The organism is Fenollaria massiliensis, assembly GCF_000312505.2.
Classification (GTDB): Bacteria; Bacillota; Clostridia; order Tissierellales; family Peptoniphilaceae; genus Fenollaria; species Fenollaria massiliensis.
This window is the reverse complement of the sequence record NZ_HG326227.1, coordinates 217,442-235,119: the sequence shown is the minus strand read 5'-3', so window position 1 is coordinate 235,119 and position 17,678 is coordinate 217,442. Positions and strand designations below refer to the sequence as shown.

Annotated in this window: 19 protein-coding genes and 1 other RNA gene; all 20 read right to left on the bottom strand. The window is 31.5% G+C overall.

Annotated elements, in window-relative coordinates:
• A partial coding sequence (locus BN30_RS09330) for a prepilin-type N-terminal cleavage/methylation domain-containing protein (protein WP_019214787.1) occupies nt 1–275 on the bottom strand: 275 nt, incomplete at its 3' end.
• A gap of 77 nt (nt 276–352) precedes the next feature.
• Entirely contained in the window at nt 353–1,507 is a 1,155-nt protein-coding gene (locus BN30_RS06955; RefSeq protein ID WP_019214786.1) for a type II secretion system F family protein, read from the bottom strand.
• On the bottom strand, nt 1,497–2,633 hold the full coding sequence (locus BN30_RS09325) for a GspE/PulE family protein (RefSeq protein ID WP_019214785.1): 1,137 nt from the start codon (nt 2,631–2,633) through the stop codon (nt 1,497–1,499). Before BN30_RS09325 ends, BN30_RS06955 begins: the two co-directional genes overlap by 11 nt.
• Nucleotides 2,626–3,861, bottom strand: a complete 1,236-nt coding sequence (locus BN30_RS06945; protein WP_019214784.1) for a peptidase U32 family protein — start codon at nt 3,859–3,861, stop codon at nt 2,626–2,628. The genes BN30_RS09325 and BN30_RS06945 overlap by 8 nt, the downstream gene beginning before the upstream one ends.
• A 1-nt stretch (nt 3,862) precedes the next feature.
• Nucleotides 3,863–4,504 (bottom strand): O-methyltransferase, encoded by a 642-nt coding sequence (locus BN30_RS06940; protein ID WP_019214783.1) that lies wholly within the window; start codon nt 4,502–4,504, stop codon nt 3,863–3,865.
• Nucleotides 4,497–5,525, bottom strand: coding sequence for an endolytic transglycosylase MltG (gene mltG, locus BN30_RS06935; protein ID WP_019214782.1), 1,029 nt, complete (start codon nt 5,523–5,525; stop codon nt 4,497–4,499). Before mltG ends, BN30_RS06940 begins: the two co-directional genes overlap by 8 nt.
• On the bottom strand, nt 5,525–6,016 hold the full coding sequence (locus BN30_RS06930; protein WP_019214781.1) for a QueT transporter family protein: 492 nt from the start codon (nt 6,014–6,016) through the stop codon (nt 5,525–5,527). The genes mltG and BN30_RS06930 overlap by 1 nt, the downstream gene beginning before the upstream one ends.
• 29 nt (nt 6,017–6,045) lie before the next feature.
• Nucleotides 6,046–6,377, bottom strand: an RNA gene (gene rnpB / locus BN30_RS09675) — RNase P RNA component class A.
• A 48-nt stretch (nt 6,378–6,425) separates the two neighbouring features.
• Nucleotides 6,426–7,193: a Nif3-like dinuclear metal center hexameric protein gene (locus BN30_RS06925; protein WP_019214780.1), complete on the bottom strand. Its 768-nt coding sequence runs from the start codon at nt 7,191–7,193 to the stop codon at nt 6,426–6,428.
• Nucleotides 7,180–7,863, bottom strand: coding sequence for a class I SAM-dependent methyltransferase (locus BN30_RS06920; protein ID WP_019214779.1), 684 nt, complete (start codon nt 7,861–7,863; stop codon nt 7,180–7,182). Before BN30_RS06920 ends, BN30_RS06925 begins: the two co-directional genes overlap by 14 nt.
• The gene (gene rpoD / locus BN30_RS06915; protein WP_019214778.1) at nt 7,863–9,116 is read right to left on the bottom strand and encodes an RNA polymerase sigma factor RpoD; all 1,254 of its coding nucleotides are present in this window, start codon (nt 9,114–9,116) and stop codon (nt 7,863–7,865) included. The genes BN30_RS06920 and rpoD overlap by 1 nt, the downstream gene beginning before the upstream one ends.
• A 17-nt stretch (nt 9,117–9,133) precedes the next feature.
• A complete protein-coding gene (gene dnaG, locus BN30_RS09320) occupies nt 9,134–10,516 on the bottom strand; it encodes a DNA primase (RefSeq protein WP_341348930.1) in 1,383 nt (460 codons plus the stop codon).
• Nucleotides 10,517–10,530: 14 nt separating this feature from the next.
• Entirely contained in the window at nt 10,531–10,860 is a 330-nt protein-coding gene (locus BN30_RS09670) for a CHC2 zinc finger domain-containing protein (protein ID WP_019214776.1), read from the bottom strand.
• The gene (locus tag BN30_RS06905; protein WP_026880698.1) at nt 10,857–11,876 is read right to left on the bottom strand and encodes a deoxyguanosinetriphosphate triphosphohydrolase; all 1,020 of its coding nucleotides are present in this window, start codon (nt 11,874–11,876) and stop codon (nt 10,857–10,859) included. The genes BN30_RS09670 and BN30_RS06905 overlap by 4 nt, the downstream gene beginning before the upstream one ends.
• Nucleotides 11,872–12,693, bottom strand: coding sequence for a pyruvate, water dikinase regulatory protein (locus BN30_RS10170; RefSeq protein WP_019214774.1), 822 nt, complete (start codon nt 12,691–12,693; stop codon nt 11,872–11,874). The genes BN30_RS06905 and BN30_RS10170 overlap by 5 nt, the downstream gene beginning before the upstream one ends.
• Nucleotides 12,694–14,766, bottom strand: coding sequence for a glycine--tRNA ligase subunit beta (gene glyS / locus BN30_RS06895; protein ID WP_278244163.1), 2,073 nt, complete (start codon nt 14,764–14,766; stop codon nt 12,694–12,696).
• Between the two features lie 2 nt (nt 14,767–14,768).
• A complete protein-coding gene (glyQ, locus tag BN30_RS06890) occupies nt 14,769–15,659 on the bottom strand; it encodes a glycine--tRNA ligase subunit alpha (protein WP_019214772.1) in 891 nt (296 codons plus the stop codon).
• Between the two features lie 10 nt (nt 15,660–15,669).
• The gene (recO, locus tag BN30_RS06885) at nt 15,670–16,392 is read right to left on the bottom strand and encodes a DNA repair protein RecO (protein ID WP_019214771.1); all 723 of its coding nucleotides are present in this window, start codon (nt 16,390–16,392) and stop codon (nt 15,670–15,672) included.
• The gene (gene era, locus BN30_RS06880; protein ID WP_019214770.1) at nt 16,379–17,257 is read right to left on the bottom strand and encodes a GTPase Era; all 879 of its coding nucleotides are present in this window, start codon (nt 17,255–17,257) and stop codon (nt 16,379–16,381) included. Before era ends, recO begins: the two co-directional genes overlap by 14 nt.
• Before the next feature lie 10 nt (nt 17,258–17,267).
• Complete coding sequence (cdd, locus tag BN30_RS06875; protein ID WP_019214769.1) at nt 17,268–17,657, bottom strand: cytidine deaminase; 390 nt, start codon at nt 17,655–17,657, stop codon at nt 17,268–17,270.
• Nucleotides 17,658–17,678 lie beyond the last annotated feature (21 nt).

The window sequence follows — 17,678 nt, the reverse complement described above, 5'->3', positions numbered from 1 at the left end:
TGCAGGTATTGATGAAGGCACCTTAACATCATCTTTAAGTAGCCTTGCTTGAATAAAACTTCTGATGTAACGCTCTTTTCTTTAGGAAAATCTGTAAAATATAATAAAGCAACTGAACTTACTTGGTCAACATTTGCATTATGTGCAGTTCTTTCAGCGCTTGTCTTGATTGCTTTATAAGCTGGTATTGCAACAGCAATAAGTATAGCAACTATAGCTATAGAGATGATTATCTCTACAAAAGTAAATCCTTTTTTCATTTTACACTTTTTCATAAGAACTTCCTCCCTCTATGAAATAATACTTGTCATTGAGTCATACATAGGCTTAAATACCATTAAAAGTATCAGCATTAAACTAGTCCCATGATTATGGTCATTATAGGCTCAATTGAGTTTACAAATTTATCAAGTCTTCTCTTTAAATCTCTCTTGTATAGTGACAAGACATTTTCGATGATTTCAGCTAGATTTTCTGATTCGTAACCAGTTATGAGTATTGTCTTTACATCGTCTAAGAATATATGGCTTGAGTCAAGCACGTTATGAAGCGTCTCTCCTTCGTTTAGCATCTTAGTCATTCTTTCAAATTCTTTCCTTAGATATATAAGATCGAAATTTTTTGAAAAGAAATCAAAAATCTCATTTATTTTGCTGCCAGATCTAAGCATACTTAGCATGTAATATAAAATTCTGTAATTTATTCTAGTTTTATATAAACCATTTTTCGATTCGAGTAAATATCTTTGCTTTACATATAAGTAGCCATCGTTTTTATTGAGTATAGCAAAGGCAATAAATAATATTATTATAGCAAGTATATAATATATATAATTATATTTGATAGAATTACTTACAATAAGTAAAAGTTTTAGACTATCTGGCATCAAATTCATGTCGTTATCAAAAAGATATGAAAACTGTGGAACTAAAAATACTATAATCATGATAATAAAAGCGAGTAGGGCCACCATTAAAAATTTTGGTTTTATCATTATATTGTTTATGGTATTTTTATACTCTTCTTGTTCATAAAGATTTTCACTTATCTCAAGAATTTGCTCTGAGAGGTCTTTTGAGTTTTTGCTTGATTTTATATGCTCAGACTTTTCAGCTATTCTTAAACTAAGTAATGATAAATTATCAAGTATATCAAGCTTTGCTAATATCTCCGACAAGGTAAAGCCGTGCTCAATAAGCTCCTTAATTAATGGATAATAATTTTTCAATGGATCACTTAGAGCTGATGAGTTTTGATACATTTGCTCCAAAATCTGAGGTAAATTATTATTTATTTTAAGATTGAAAGCAATTATTCTAAAAAAATTTGCTATATGCTTTTTGCTAACGCTATTAATCTTAAGAATTCTATATATTTTAGCAGGTCTAAAATATTTTACATCCATGAAATCTATGTCTTTTTCTTTAGACTTTTGAAAAGCTTCATAAATATTTTTTGCACTTATGCTTTCAGATTTATTATTTTCAAAAATTATTTCAAATTTCATTGATGTCGCCTTCTTTGAACTCTTCGTAAGTCTTTTCATCTATAAACTTATGTTCAAGTAAATAATTTATCGAGTCTTCAAAACTGACATAGTCAGATAGCTTTTTCATCTCGTTATAAATTTCACTGCTTAGCTTAGTATTATTTTTTAGTAATAGGTCACGTATCTTATCATTGATAAGCATTATTTCAAAAACAGCTATTCTTCCAAAGTATTTGTCATTATCATCATCAAAATCTATGTCTTCATAAGATGACTTTAATCGTTTAACAAGTCTTTGATTTATTATAGCGTTTAATGAGGTAAATAAATACGAAGCCTCTACATCCATCTCTAATAGTCTGTTAATGCTTGTTACAGGACTCATACTATGAAGAGTCGTAATTATTTTGTGACCAGTTAGAGAAGCTCTTACAGCTATCTGTGCAGATTCTTCGTCTCTTATTTCGCCAATGGCTATGACATCAGGGTCCTGTCTAAGTATGGCCCTAAGTGTGTTTGCAAATGTTATGTCTTTATAATCATGTATTTCAATTTGATCTATATCATTAACTCTATACTCAACAGGGTCCTCAACGCTAACAATACTTAGACGCTTTTTGTCTAAGTTATTGAGCATAGTATACATAGTTGAGTTTTTACCTGAACCAGTTGGTCCAGTTATTATAGTCATTTGATACTTATATTTAACTATTTTATTGAATAATTCTTTTGCTTTCTCTGACAAACCTATATTGTCAATAGTAAACATCTCTTTATTGTTTAGAATTCTAATACAAATTTTCTCTCCATATATAGCATCGATAAAGGAAACTCTTAGATCAACATCGCCATGGCTAAATCTTCCGTCTTGAGGCGCAAATTTAATCGCAGTATCACACTCAGACTTAATTTTAATTATATTGACAATGTTTTGATAAGCATTTTTATTAATCTTTTTAAAAAACACAAGTTCGCCATCAATTCTAAGTCTAATCAATATATACTTATCATAAGGTTCAAAGTGTATATCGCTAGCTCTGTTATTAATGGCGTAATCAATTGTATTTTTAATAAATTCTTCAGCTTTACTACTTTGTATCTCTAGTATGCCTTTATCGTCATATAAAGAAGATAATTTATTCATTTGCCTTCCTTCTAATCATATAATTATATTCGACTTTCTTGTCATAAGGTATATATGCTTCCTTCATAGGTGTGTTTATATTATCTACCTCATTCATGTCTTCATCATAAATTTTATTTATGGTAAATTTATCATAAAATTTTGGTCCAAATATCTCTACTTCGTCTCCGATGGAGAATTTATTTCTCTCTTGAACCTTCATAAGCTTTTTATCTTCATCGTAGTCTAAAACTCTTGCAATGAAGTCATACAGCCTAATATATGAAGAGTTGTCATAAGTTAGTGACGCTTCCTTAACATCTCCAAAGAAGAATGCTGTAGTAAAGTCTCTGTGACTAACCTTCATTATCTCTTCTAAATAAATGTTATTGTCTCTATTGAATTTATATTTTTCAATATCTTCATAATAATCATCTATAGCTCTTCTATATTGATTAATAACTGTAGCAACATAGTATTCAGACTTTACTCTACCCTCGATTTTGAATGAATCAACCCCAGCTTCAACTAGCTCTGGAATGTGGTTAATCATGCAAAGATCCTTTGAGTTCATGATGTATGAACCTTTCTCATCTTCTGTTATAGGATAGTACTCTCCAGGTCTTGTCTCTTCCATAAGATAATATTTATATCTGCATGGATGGGCGCAGTCGCCCATGTTAGCGCTTCTACCTGTCATGAAGTTTGATAAAAGGCATCTGCCCGAGTAGCTCATGCACATTGCTCCATGGACAAAGGCTTCAATCATGATGCTATCTTTTACTTCGTCCCTTATTTCTTTTATTTCCTCTAAACTTAATTCTCTAGCAAGTATAACTCTATCTGCTCCAAGACTCTTCCAAAACTCAACTGTAGCAGTATTTGTAATATTTGCTTGAGTGCTTATATGAATTTCTTTACTTGGTGCAAGTGTTTTAACTTTTTGAAAAATACCTGGGTCTGAGACTATAAAAGCGTCTACACCTGCCTCGTCTAAACTTTGTATATACTCATCTACACCTTCAAGGTCTTTGTTGTGTGATATAACATTAAGTGTTAAATAAACTTTTTTATCTAAATCATGAGCAAGCTTAGTTGCTTCTTTTATATCATCTAAACTAAAATTTTTAGAAGCAGTTCTCAAACCTAGCTTGTCCCCAGCTAAGTAAACAGCATCAGCTCCATATTGTATTGCAGTTTTAAACTTTTCTAAATCACCTGCTGGTGCTAGTAATTCTACTTTTTTCATCTTACTCCTTCCTTAAAAGCAATAAGCCGTCGTGAACAGTAAGTAAACTTGCTGTAAATCTCTTATCGCTTTTAACATCTTCTATAAATTTTTTTAAATTCTTTATTATAGTTCTATATCTTTTATTATCTTCATCTTTTGCCACAAAGCCTCTAAATAAAATATTATCTATAAGTATGAGAGCATTGTCTCTTGTTAAATCATATACTAAGTTTAAATACTCTTCATATTGTGATTTATTAGCATCAATAAAGCAAAAATCAAATTTTTCTTCTTTATCCATAGATTTCAACGTGTTTATAGCATCGTCATTGATAGCTTTTATTTTATTATCCGTATCATATTTCTTAAGATTTTCTTTTAATACCTTAAAAGTTTCCTCATCTTTTTCTATGGTTAATATATCGGCACCTGAGGCTTTAGACATAATCAATGAAGAATAGCCTATAGCTGAGCCTATCTCTAAAATATTTTTAGGCTTAATAATTTTAAGCAAAAGCTCTATAAATCTTGCCACATCTTGTGAAACAATAGGCACTCTATTAGTTTCGGCATAATCAACAAGCTCTTTAAAATTCTCTCTTTCAGAGGAAAAATTTTCTATATATTTAAAAACATCCTCATCTATAAATCTGCTAATCATTGTTGCTCTTGTAGTCCTTTTTATCATTTAAGAACTTATTATAATCAGAAGAGAAATTATGTGCGCCGTCTGAGCCAGGTTTAACTACAAAGTATAAGTAGTCAACATCAGCTGGATGAAGACTTGCAACAATCGATGCCTCTCCAGGATTGCAAATAGGTGCTGGAGGGAGGCCATCGTGTGTATATGTGTTGTATGGTGAGTCAATCTTTAAGTCTTCATTTGAAAGCTTTGGCTTTCTCTCGCCAAGCGCGTATTGAATTGTAGCGCATGATTGAAGCCTAATATTTTTATCAATTCTATTTAAAAACACTTTTGCTATGATAGGTCTTTCTTCTTCAAGTTTAGCTTCTCTCTCTACAATTGAAGCTAAAGTGATTAGCTTATTTAAATCATCAACTTCAGAGCTAATTTTGCTATAAATATTATTAAAAGCATTAAGCATCTTAGTTATGATTTCCTCGCTGCTTGATCCCATAGCAATATCATAAGTTGCTGGAAATAAAAATCCTTCTAGGGTATCATTATTTATATTTGATAAAAATTCATACTTTTCTTTATATTTATCAACATTTTTGCATTCATTTAAAAATTCTTCACTAGATACCAAGCCTTTTTCTTCAAGTCTTTGTGCAATACGAGTAAGTTCAAAACCTTCTGGTATAGTTACCTTGATAATTTCGCCCTTAGCTTCTTCTCCTTCTCCAGCGATAATATTCGCAATTTCTAGCAAAGTCATAGATTTTTTCACCTTAAAAGTACCGCTCTTTATGTGCTTTTCAAGGTCATTGTCCTTAAGCACATCTTTAAAAGCAGTTCCATTTCTAATTATTTTTTTATCATAAAGCTCTTTTGCCACATAGGATGCACCGCTGCCTTCTGGTATCTCTATAGTATATTCAGTGTCGTCATTAGGGTCATAAGGCTTATACATCCATGATACACATGAGTTTATCTTCCATATAATCGCAATAAGTATAAGTACTAGTATAGTTATTGTAATTATTCTTCTTTTTTTCATTAAATCACCTTTTTAATTCTTTTATCGTAAATATAATAAATTAATGATCCAAATACTGCAACACTTATTGCTTCTCCGCCCATGATTCCTAAAACTGTAGTGAAATATGGTATATTTGAGAAATATGATACCCAGATTGATACTAAAAATCCATTTAATATAATAGGTGGTAGCATTGCTAAGTATTTAGATTTTGATTTTCTTGTTAAATAAGCTGCAAGTAATGTTACTAAGCTTCCGCATATAATATCTATCATGCCATAACCTGACATAAATGATAAAAATATGTTAGAAATTAAGCATCCTACGAAAAGTCCAGGCACTGCTGCAGCCTCCATTAGAGGAAGAACTGTAAGTCCTTCAGCTAATCTTAATTGTATTGGTCCAAATGTCAATTGTTGAAATGGTAATACTGTTTGTAAAAGTATTAGTATTGTGTAAAGTGTGGCGATTATCGCCGCTTTTGTAATAGTGTTTGTTTTTGTTTTCATTTAATAGCTCCCTTGCTGAAAATTTTATGTAAATGAGTAAACCTATAAGCCGTGTTCTGTATTAGATGGTTATCTATCTAGTTTTAGTGTTACCACTAAAATCAAGCAACTTACCTTACAGGAGGTTACGAGCAATAACCTTTGACCCTTGTTTGTTTTGCTCCGAATGGGGTTTACATGTCACCTTTAGTCGCCTAAAAGTAGGTAGTCTCTTACACTGCCTTTCCACCCTTACCAATAATGGCGGTTTATTTCTGTTGCACTATCCTTGAAGTCGCCTTCACTGGACGTTATCCAGCATTCTGCTCTGTGGAGCACGGACTTTCCTCATGCCTAAGCACGCAACCATCTGGTTTACTCATTACAAATTTAATTATACTACAAAAATTATAAAAATTCTATAATATTTCTATAAAATTTCAATATTGTCAGTAAATGATGAGAAATTTTTAATAATTTCAATGTCTTTAAAATTCTTTTTAAGAATATCTTCCATAATGTTTACAAAAGCAGATTCGCTGCTATTGTGATCTTGCATGATTAGATTAATCTTTGCATTTCTTAGTGCCTGTACATCATGATAGCCTAAGTCTGATGTAACAAGTGTATCTGGCATAGACTCAAGAACATTGTCTAAAAAGTCTTTACCGCTGCCATTTAAAATCATTATTTTAGTATTTTTATCGTTATTCTTATAAACTTGTACATACTTTGCCTTATTAATATTTTTTATTTTTTCTGCTAATTCTTTTAAAGATAAATTGCTAATTTCTCCTCTTATACCATAACCTAAATCATCAGCTGCTTTTATGGCAAAATCTGTATTTTTCATATTTAATTCATTTTCATAAAATTTATAAAAGCCTACTCTTTGTATATCAAAAGAAGTGTGAGCACTATAATAAACTATGTCATTCTTAACCATCTTTTTAATAAGCTTAGAGCTAGCGCTCATGTCAATCTCTTTTATGCCCTTAAAAATTAAAGGATGATGCGTTATGACCATATCCACATCATCCAGTTCATTAATATTATCATATAAGAGATCAACGCTTAAATAAATTTTATTAATATCTTCTTTGTCGGCATCTATAATCAATCCTGAATTATCCCAAGGCTCTGCGTGCTCCTTTGGGAAGATGCTTTCTATTGTATGAATAATTTTATCTTTTTTCATCAATCTTCTCCATGTATTGTAAAATTTTATTTAATTCTTCGTTTAGTTCATTATATTTTATTAAGTTTTTATCTTTATTAATATTTTTTAAAATATTCTTAATGTTTTTGACTTCATTGTCATAATAAACTTTTAAAAAATGAACGTCATTAACATCAAAGTTTACAGGAAACTTATAGTCTATAATATTGGTTTCCTTGTTACTTATCTCATAGAGCCTATAGTACTTATCTTTTTCTATAAAAAGACGCTCCTTTTTTATAAAAAAGCCATTTTCTTTAAAATATTTTCTAATATTCGAGCCTTCGCCCATAGCTTGCAAAATGATATTACTAAAGAATCTTACTTTTTCAATGCTTGTATTAAGTATAGATATTATAGTTTCTTCACCCATGCCAGCGATTAAAAGAGTGTCGTACTCACTTGTATCAATATTAGCTAGTCCATCGCTTACAATGAATTTAACTTTGTCTTTATACTTTTCTCCTGATAAAAGCATCTGAGCCTTCTCTAGTGATTTTTCACTAATATCGCTCTCTATAACTTTATCAATTGTATTTGAGTCTAAAAGCATCTTAGCAATGTAGCCGTGATCACAGCCAACATCCACTAGTGACGAGCCTTTTTTAACTGATTTTGCAATCTCAATTAATCTATATGAATAATTCATTATAGTTCAAGGAAGTCTCTAAGTTTTTTAGATCTACTTGGATGTTTTAGCTTTCTTAGTGCCTTAGCTTCAATCTGTCTAATTCTTTCTCTTGTAACATCAAAGGCTTGACCAACTTCTTCAAGTGTTCTTGTTCTGCCGTCATCAAGGCCAAATCTTAAAGCTAATACTTTTCTTTCTCTATCTGTAAGAGTATCTAAAACTGTGATTAATTGCTCTCTAAGCATAGTATTTGTCGCCGCGTCCGATGGTGAAAGTATTTCTTCGTCTGGGATAAAATCACCTAAATGAGAATCTTCTTCTTCACCAATAGGTGTTTCAAGCGAAACTGGCTCTTGAGCAATCTTTTGAACTTCTCTTACCTTTTCTACATCCATGTTCATAAGTTCAGCAACTTCTTCTGGAAGTGGGTCTCTACCAAGTTCTTGAACCAATTGTCTTTGTGCTCTAACAAGTTTATTTATAGTCTCTACCATGTGAACAGGTATTCTAATTGTTCTTGCTTGGTCAGCTATGGCTCTTGTTATTGCTTGTCTAATCCACCAAGTAGCATAAGTACTAAACTTAAAGCCTTTTTTGTGCTCGAATTTATCAACTGCCTTGATTAAACCCATGTTTCCTTCTTGAATTAAATCCAAAAATTGCATGCCTCTACCAACATATCTCTTAGCAATACTTACCACTAGTCTAAGATTTGCTTCTGCCAATTGATCTTTGGCTCTTTCATCGCCTTCTTCAATCCTCTTAGCAAGATCTACTTCCTCTTCAAATGTAAGTAATGGTATACGGCCTATCTCTTTAAGGTATGTCCTTACTGGATCATCAGTTATGATGACTTTATTTTTGCCTTTTTCTTTAATTGCCTCAAGTTTTTCTTCTTTGCTTAATTCTTCTTCAAAAGACCTTATCTCGTCTAAATCAATATTTTCATCATCATCTTCTTCATCTATAACAAAATCTTCATCTATAAGAATGTCTTCGTCCTCATTTTCTTTTGAATCAATAATACTTACTTGAGCCGCATCCAATGCATCATAGAAAGATATTACCTCATCCTCTGTTACATCGAATTTATCAAGGCTATCTTCAATATCTTTGTAGTTGACAAAACCCTTTTGTCTTCCTTCATTAAGAAGATCATACATTGCCTGTCTTTTTTCTTCACTCACGTTGTCATCAATAATCTTTATTGCCTCATCATTTAGATTTTCTTCTTGAATTTTATTTGCCTTAGTATTCTTCGCTTTTTTCATAAGAACACTTCCCTTCATCATTCATTATCACGGTGCTTTTTTATTAATTTTAAAAGCTCCATGGCATCACCTTTGCCATCACTAATTTGACTCAATAAATCGCTTACATAGTTCTTTGATTTTAGCTTTTCTCTTTTTTCTAATAATTCTTTGAGATTAGTATAAGTAGATTCTTCAGATTTCTTTCTAATACTATCAATCTCCAAAAGCGCATTTTCTTTATCAGCTATATCAAAGTCATCAAGCTCTATATCGGCATTGCCCTCGTATTTGGACTTTAGTAGTGGCATATTAATTTTAAACACTTTACTATAATTATCTATAGAAATTTCCTTATTTATATATTTAAAATATTTAATATCTGCTAAAGCATATATCAAAAGATTCTCATCGATAATTTCTATATCTAATTTTTTAATTTTTGGTACCTCTGGTACAGTATATTTCTCTTTATACTTGTTAACGTATTTTGTTTTTGAGACTTGATTTGTCAAAAGACTTTTATCTATAGAGTAGACTCTTGAAATATAGTCTATGTAAATCTCTCTTTCGATCTTATCACTTATCTTTGACAATAGATTTGAAATTTCATTTATAAGTTGAAGAAGACTTTCTGGGTCGTTGACATCATAAAGCTCCATAAGCTCAGAAACTTCATACTCTACAGAATTTTTTGCTTCATTTAATTTTGCCGTAAATCCTGCAAGGCCATATTTTTTAATAAAATCATCTGGATCAAGGCCCTCTGGTAGTGTGACCACATTTGACTTTGCGTCTATGGATCTAAGTATCTCTATCGCCTTGTGAGTCGCATTCTTGCCTGCTTTATCACCATCGTAGCAAATGTAAATCTTTTTTGCATTCCTCTTAAGTAAATTAGCTTGGTTAATGGTAAAGGCTGTACCAAGATTAGCTACAGCATAATTAACACCTGCTTGATAAAGACTCATTACATCGATATTTCCTTCAACTAATAAAATCTTATCTCTATCTGCTTCTTTTTTATATATATTATATCCAAATAATAATTCTCTCTTCTTAAACACAATATTTTCGCTTGTGTTTAGATATTTAGGCATACTATTATCAAGGCTTCTAGCACTAAAGCCAAGAACGTGGTTATGTGAATCAACTATAGGAAATACTAGTCTATTTCTAAAAGTGTCATAAGAACTGTCTTTGCCTTCTTTTCTCTTAGCAAGGCCAGATCTTATAATAAATTCTTCATTATATCCTTTGCTTAATAAATAATCTTTAAGTGCTGTCCACTCGTTTGGTGCATAGCCTAGTTGATATTTTAAAACAGTATCTTTATTTAATTTTCTCTTCATCAAATAGTCAATAGCAATTTTTGACTTAAGTATTTGATTTTGAAAGAAATCAAGAGCTGTTTTATTGATATCATAAAACTTATCTATGAGATCATTTTCAGTTTTTTTTTAACTGAAGCTTCTCGAAGAGTTATATTTGCTCTATCTGCAAGATATTCAACTGCTTCTTGAAAAGAATAATTTTTGTACTTTTCTATAAAAGTAATAACGTCCCCAGCTTCTCCGCAGCCAAAACATTTGTAGTAGCCGTCTTTGCTATTAACATGGAAAGAAGGGGTCTTTTCCTTGTGAAATGGGCACAAGCCAGTATAAGATGCACCTTTTTTCTCAAGTTTAATATTTTCTCCGATTACATCTTCTATGTTATTAAATTCTTTAATTTTATCAATGACTGCTGCATTAATTACTTTCATTTTATAACCTCACTCTTCCAAGTTTGTGGTACATATATCTTATTAAACTCATTAATCGCGTATATATCAGACATTCCTGCGATGTAGTCGCAAATTTGTTGATTTACGCTTGCTTGTATCTCTTTAATATTATCAGGTAATTTATCAGGATGCTCTTCGTAGTAATCATATAGCATTGATATTAAATTTTTTGCTTTATTATGCTCTTTAGTAGTAAGCGGGCTGAAATAAACCTCTTTGAACATAAAAGCTCTTAAAGCTTCCATCGCCTCGCCTATCTCATTAGACATGGCAATATGATTTTGTCCGTAGCTTTCCTTTAGTATATCTGTAATAAGTGTATTTATTCTTTTTGAGTGTGAATCACCTAAAATTTCTATTAAATCTTTTGGTATATCTTTTTCCGCTAGTATTCCTGCTCTGATAGCATCATCTATGTCATGATTGATATAAGCGATTCTATCTGCAAATTTAACCAATTTTCCTTCAAGTGTAAAAGCTTCATTTTGACCGCTGTGATTAAGTATACCATCTCTTACTTCTTCACAAAGATTTAGGCCAAACTTACCATTTCTCTTCTCAAGCACATCAATTACTCTTAAGCTTTGCTCATAGTGCTTGAATCCTCCAAATTCCTTACATCTTTCATTAAGAGCACTCTCGCCAGCATGACCAAAAGGTGTATGGCCTAAGTCGTGGCCTAAAGAAATGGCTTCAACAAGGTCTTCGTTTAGTCTTAAAGCTCTCGCTATGGTTCTAGCAATTTGGCTAACTTCTAGCGTATGAGTAAGTCTTGTTCTAAAGTGATCTCCTTGTGGCGCTAAGAATACTTGTGTTTTATGCTTAAGTCTTCTAAACGCTTTTGAGTGAAGTATTCTATCTCTGTCTCTTTGAAAATCAGTTCTTATATTGCACTTTTCCTCTTTAATCTTTCTTCCCTTTGTGTCTGAACACTTACAAGCATATTCAGAAAGGTAAGAATTTTGAAAAGCCTCATAATTTTCTCTAAAATTAATCATTAATCTCACCAAAATTCTTTGTTAAACTATCAATTATAATAGATGCTGTCTCTTCTATAGCTTTATTTGTAACGTCAATAACTTGGCAGCCAAGCTTGCCCATGATTTCCTTAGAATATCTAAGCTCTTCATTAATTCTGTCTGTACAAGCATAGTTGCCTATGTCTTCGATTCCTAAGGACTTCATTCTCTCGATTCTAATTTCATTAATCTTTCTATCAGAAGCTATTAAACCGAAAATTCTTCTTTTGTCCTTCTCATATAAAAATTCGCTCGGTTCTATCTCAGGAAGTAGCGGAACATTGGCTACTTTGTAATTTTTATTTGCTAAATACATAGAAAGCGGTGTTTTAGACGTTCTAGATATGCCTAGCAAAACTACATCCGCTAAGATTATACCTCTTGGGTCCTTTCCGTCATCATATTTAACTGCAAATTCTATGGCAGAAACTTTGTCAAAATACTCTTGATCGAGTCTTCTGATTAGTCCTGCTTCTCTAATAGGCGCTTGATGCAATACTGATTCAATAGATTCCAAAACTTTACTCATTACATTAACCGTAGGTATATTGTACTTTTTTCCTAAAGCTTCAATATATTGGGCGTGCTCTTCAAGTACAGTAGTAAAAATAACTACTGAAGGAACAAGTTTTGCCTTTTCAAAAACATTAAATATCTTGTCTTTGCTATCGACATAAGGGAATCTCTTAATCTCGTAAGCATCTGGAGAAAATTGCTTAATACATGATCTTGCAATCTTACCAGCTGTTTCGCCTATAGAGTCTGAAATTACAAATATAGTTATATCGTTCAATTAAATCTCCTCTATTTCTTTAAAATCTAATACAGAGTTAAATTCATTAAGAACTAGTGATATCAATGAAAGTCTGTTGTTTTTTATAAGTTTGTTGTCAACTAAGACCATAGTTGAGTCAAGGAACTTATCGATGCTAGACTTAAATCTTGCAAGAACCTTAATTGCTTCAACTACATCTATCTCGTTTAAATTAATATTTTTAGCCTTTAAATCTGAATATAAATTAAATAATTCTTTTTCGCTTTCTTCCATGATATCTTGATTAGGGTCAACTTTTTCGAATTCTTTACCTTTAGATATTTGATATATTCTTCTAAATGCAGCTACTGCATCAACAAATTCATTGCTATCTTTAATGCTATCAAGTTTAGCAAGACTTTGTTTTATATTTAATAAATTTAAATCTTTATTTTTATTCATAACTGCTTTTATTAAATTTATATCATAATTATTATCTTGTAATATACCTATAAATCTTGTTTCTATATAGTCTAGAACGCTCTTTTTAACTTCATCATAGTCAAATTTAAGCTCATTAACATTAACATAATTATATAAAGTTTCTTCAACTAGTGAATCGATAGATATATCCAAAGATTTTTCTAATACTATATTAATAATACCCAAAGTAGCTCTTCTTATACCAAATGGGTCTTGTGATCCACTTGGCTTAGTGCCAATTGAGAATAATCCTGATATAGTATCAAGTTTATCAGCCATTGCAAGTACAACACCTGCAGTTGTTGTTGGTAGTGAGTCTTGAGCAAATCTTGGTAAATAATGTTCATAGATTGCTTCTTGAACGCCTACTGGCTCGCCTGATAATTTCGCGTAAATCTTACCCATAACGCCTTGTAATTCAGTAAATTCAACTACTAGCTTTGTAGCAAGGTCTGCTTTAGAAAGATATGCAGCTCTTTTAGTAGTTTCAAGAGTTTCTTCTCCTACGTTTAAGTCATTGCAAATCTTTTCAGAAAGCTTCATATTTCTTATGGTCTTATCATAAAGTGTTCCTAATTTATCTTGGAATACTATTGTCTTTAAATCTTCAACATAGTCTTCAAGATTTTTCTTTCTATCTTCATTAAAGAAGAATTTTGCATCTTCAAGTCTAGCAGCAAGAACTTTTTCATTGCCTTTTCTAACTATGTCTATATATTTGTCATCACCATTTCTAACTGTGATGAAGTGATTCATAAGTCTGTTCTTTGTGTCAACTACTGGGAAATATCTTAAATGATCTTTCATTGGTGTAATTACTACTTCATCTGGAAGCTCTAGATATTGATCCTTAATTGTTCCAAGTAGTGGTGTAGGATACTCAACTAGATTATTTACTTGATCAATGATTGCTTCATCATTTTGTATTGATCCACCAACTGATTTAGCTAGTCTTTCAGATTCTAGTCTTATTCTAGCCTTTCTTTCATCATTATCCACAATAACAAAGCTATCTTCCATAATCTTCATATAATCATGAGCATCAGGTATTTCAATATCTTTCTTTGATAAGAATCTGTGACCATTTGTTAAATTTGATACTCTAATATCTTCGAAATTAAATTTAACAACTTTATCATTATAAAGTGAGACTATCCATCTGATTGGCCTAGCAAATCTTAAATCTCTTCCGCCCCATTTCATTGATTTAGGAAAAACTATCTTTCTGATAATGCTTTCTACGTTTGCTTCAATAAGCTCAGTAAAGCTTAAACTCTTGTGCTCAACAGATGCAAAAACATACTCTGTTCCGCCTAATTCTTTATAAAAGATATCATCAAGGCTTAGGCCTTTTGATTTTAAAAATCCTTGTAGTGCCTTGCTTGGATTGCCATCTTGGTCAAAACATATTGCTTTAGATGGTCCCTTTATCTCTTCTTTTTCAATACTTTCATTTTCAATTATATTATCAATTATAGTTGTAATTCTTCTTGGTGTAGTATAAACATTAACTTCAAAGTCTTTATATGAGTTTTCATTCAATAATTTTTCAAAAGCGTTTTTAAATTGTTCTATAGCTAATTTTGAGTAGCTAGCAGGCAATTCTTCCATGCCTACTTCTAATAAAATATCTATTTGTCATTGTTAAAACCTACTTTCTTAGTAAAAGGAAATCCCATCTCTTTCCTTTGCTCTACATATTTACTTGCTATCAGTTTAGCTAAGCTTCTGACCTTAAGTATATAATTTGCTCTTTGTGAAACAGATATAGCTCCAAGCGCGTCAAGGACGTTAAATGTGTGTGAACACTTAAGTACATAGTCATAAGCTGGAAGTATAAGACCTTTCTCGATAATTCTTTTGCATTCAGCTTCATATCTTTCAAACATTTCTTGTAATAAATCTTTGTCAGCAAGTTCAAAACTATATACAGAATGCTCGTACTCAGCCTTTTTGAATATGTCTCCATAAGTAAAGTTTTCGTTCCATTGTATATCATATACATTGTCAACGTCTTGTAAATACATAGCTATTCTTTCTAGTCCATAAGTTAATTCTGAGGATTCTAAATCTAGATTAAGTCCACCAACTTGTTGAAAATATGTGAATTGAGTAATCTCCATGCCGTCAAGCCAAACTTCCCAGCCTAGTCCCCACGCTCCTAGTGTAGGTGATTCCCAGTTATCTTCAACGAATCTTATGTCGTGTTTCAATGGGTCTATACCTATTGCTTTTAAGCTGTCTAGATACAAATCTTGCACATCGTATGGCGATGGCTTAAGAATTACTTGTAATTGATGGTGTTGATAAACTCTGTTTGGGTTTTCACCATATCTTGCATCTGCTGGTCTTCTTGATGGTTCTACATAAACAACTCTCCATGGTTCAGGTCCAAGTGACCTAAGGAATGTGTGTGGATTCATCGTTCCTGCGCCTTTTTCAACGTCATAAGGCTCCATTACTAAGCAGCCTTTGTCCTTCCAATAATTTAGTAGATTCATCATTAAATCTTGAAAATACATTTTTTCCTCCTCAATATTTGACTTTAAGAGTCTTAAATTCATCTTTATCAAATATATATAAAATATAATTTATAAATAATCTTTTTAAATTTAATATATATTTTTCTTCGTATCCTATACTTATTAAATCTTTAAATTTGCTATTTAATAAGTAATTCATAAAGTTTATTTCTTTTATTGTTATTGATTTATTTGAGTATTCTTTATCTCTTGCGATAATCATGCCATCTTCATAGTTAAAGCTATAAGTATTAATTTCATCCTTTGTTTGAATTCTAGGGAAATATCCTAGTATGTATATTAGTTTCAAAATAAAGGCTAATATTATTAGTTTAGCTTTTTCTGGATATATGTCCATGACGTTCAGCATTGTAATTATCATAGTGTAGATATAATCGTCGCCCTCTTGTGTATTTAATAAAGTCATAAGAAGTTCTGATAAAAAAGCAAAATCTTGAATCTTTTTTAAATCGCCATCAAGAAGCTTTGGTGCATACAAAACTTTTGAATCGTTTACCATAAAGATGTCTTTGTATTGCGATAGGCTAAATTCAGATTCAGTAAATACAAAGGAGCTTCTAGAAACATTATCTCTTAAATCATAAGCACTTCGCACATAAGCTTTGATACGTCCTAGTTCAACTGTGTATATATCAAGAATCTTTCCGCTTTTATGATCACTCTTGCTTGCAATTACAATGCCTCTAAACTTTTCGGACTTATTTGTATCCAAAAAACTTCACCTTATCCTCGTTCTTTCTCCAGTTTTTAGCAACTTTTACATTTAGCTTAAGATTAACCTCTGTATCAAGCATCGCCTTAATATCTTTTTTAGCAGAAAGTCTAATCTTTTTAATCATAGAAGCATCTTTACCAATTACTATGCCCTTGTGACTATCTCTTTCGCAATATATGATAGCATCAATATTAACACTATCTTCAAGCTCTTCGTACTTAAGTATCTCAATATTGATACCGTGAGGTATTTCTTCAGATAAGTACAAAAGGCACTTTTGTCTAATTATTTCAGAGACAATAAACTTCATCGGTTTATCAGTTAAATACTCGCCATCGTAATACATTGGTCCTGGTTTTAGAATATTTTTTATCTCGTCTAATAATTTATCTAAATTCTCGTCATTGCCAGCGCTTATAGGCACTGTGATTGATTTAAGATTTCTTGAGTTAATCTCAGCAATAATTTCATCTATATGTGATTCTTTTTTATCTATCTTGTTTATAGCGATGACTACGTCTTTATTTGCGCTTGTAACTATGTCCATAAGCTCTTTTTCTCCAGCCTTAAATGGTACTGAGCCATCAATAATGTAAAGAATCATGTCAGCATCTTCTAAAGCTGATCTCATCGCCTTATCCATGTAGTCTCCAAGTTTATTTCTAGCGATTTGATATCCAGGTGTATCCATAAAGATGATTTGTGCATCATCATCTGTATATATAAAATTGATTATATCTCTTGTAGTTTGCGGTTTATCTGAAATTATCGATATATTAAATTTAACTAGTTTATTTAGTAGCGTTGACTTGCCAGCGTTTGGTCTGCCAACAACAGCTACATAGCCTGATTTAAATTCCATCGTTTCACCTCTAATTATCATCTAATGAAAAAGATTCAGGTAATAAATCTTTTATATTAAAAACTTTATAATCATCTGAGCTCTTAGCAACAATTATCTCAGCGTCTTTTGTAAATTCACTTATAAATTGTCTGCACGCTCCACATGGGAATGGATATGAATCTTTATTAATTATCGCTATCTTCTTTATTGTTCTAGAGTCACCATTTGTAATAGCGTTTGCTATGGCGCTTCTTTCAGCGCATATTGTTAAGCCATACGACGCATTCTCAATATTGACACCTTTATACACAGTTCCATCAGCCATTTCAACAGCTGCGGCTACTTTATAGTTTGAATAAATGGAATATGATCTATCTAAAACGTTTAAAGCAGATTCAATAAGTTTTTTATTATCCATTATATATACCCCGAATCTTTA

Excerpts from the sequence above, each read along its gene's own strand:
- BN30_RS06955 (WP_019214786.1), bottom strand. The coding sequence starts at position 1,507 with ATGAAATTTGAAATAATTTTTGAAAATAATAAATCTGAAAGCATAAGT.
- BN30_RS09325 (WP_019214785.1), bottom strand. The coding sequence starts at position 2,633 with ATGAATAAATTATCTTCTTTATATGACGATAAAGGCATACTAGAGATA.
- BN30_RS06945 (WP_019214784.1), bottom strand. The coding sequence starts at position 3,861 with ATGAAAAAAGTAGAATTACTAGCACCAGCAGGTGATTTAGAAAAGTTT.
- BN30_RS06940 (WP_019214783.1), bottom strand. The coding sequence starts at position 4,504 with ATGATTAGCAGATTTATAGATGAGGATGTTTTTAAATATATAGAAAAT.
- mltG (WP_019214782.1), bottom strand. The coding sequence starts at position 5,525 with ATGAAAAAAAGAAGAATAATTACAATAACTATACTAGTACTTATACTT.
- BN30_RS06930 (WP_019214781.1), bottom strand. The coding sequence starts at position 6,016 with ATGAAAACAAAAACAAACACTATTACAAAAGCGGCGATAATCGCCACA.
- BN30_RS06925 (WP_019214780.1), bottom strand. The coding sequence starts at position 7,193 with ATGAAAAAAGATAAAATTATTCATACAATAGAAAGCATCTTCCCAAAG.
- BN30_RS06920 (WP_019214779.1), bottom strand. The coding sequence starts at position 7,863 with ATGAATTATTCATATAGATTAATTGAGATTGCAAAATCAGTTAAAAAA.
- rpoD (WP_019214778.1), bottom strand. The coding sequence starts at position 9,116 with ATGAAAAAAGCGAAGAATACTAAGGCAAATAAAATTCAAGAAGAAAAT.
- BN30_RS09670 (WP_019214776.1), bottom strand. The coding sequence starts at position 10,860 with ATGAAAGTAATTAATGCAGCAGTCATTGATAAAATTAAAGAATTTAAT.
- glyQ (WP_019214772.1), bottom strand. The coding sequence starts at position 15,659 with ATGTATTTTCAAGATTTAATGATGAATCTACTAAATTATTGGAAGGAC.
- era (WP_019214770.1), bottom strand. The coding sequence starts at position 17,257 with ATGGAATTTAAATCAGGCTATGTAGCTGTTGTTGGCAGACCAAACGCT.
- cdd (WP_019214769.1), bottom strand. The coding sequence starts at position 17,657 with ATGGATAATAAAAAACTTATTGAATCTGCTTTAAACGTTTTAGATAGA.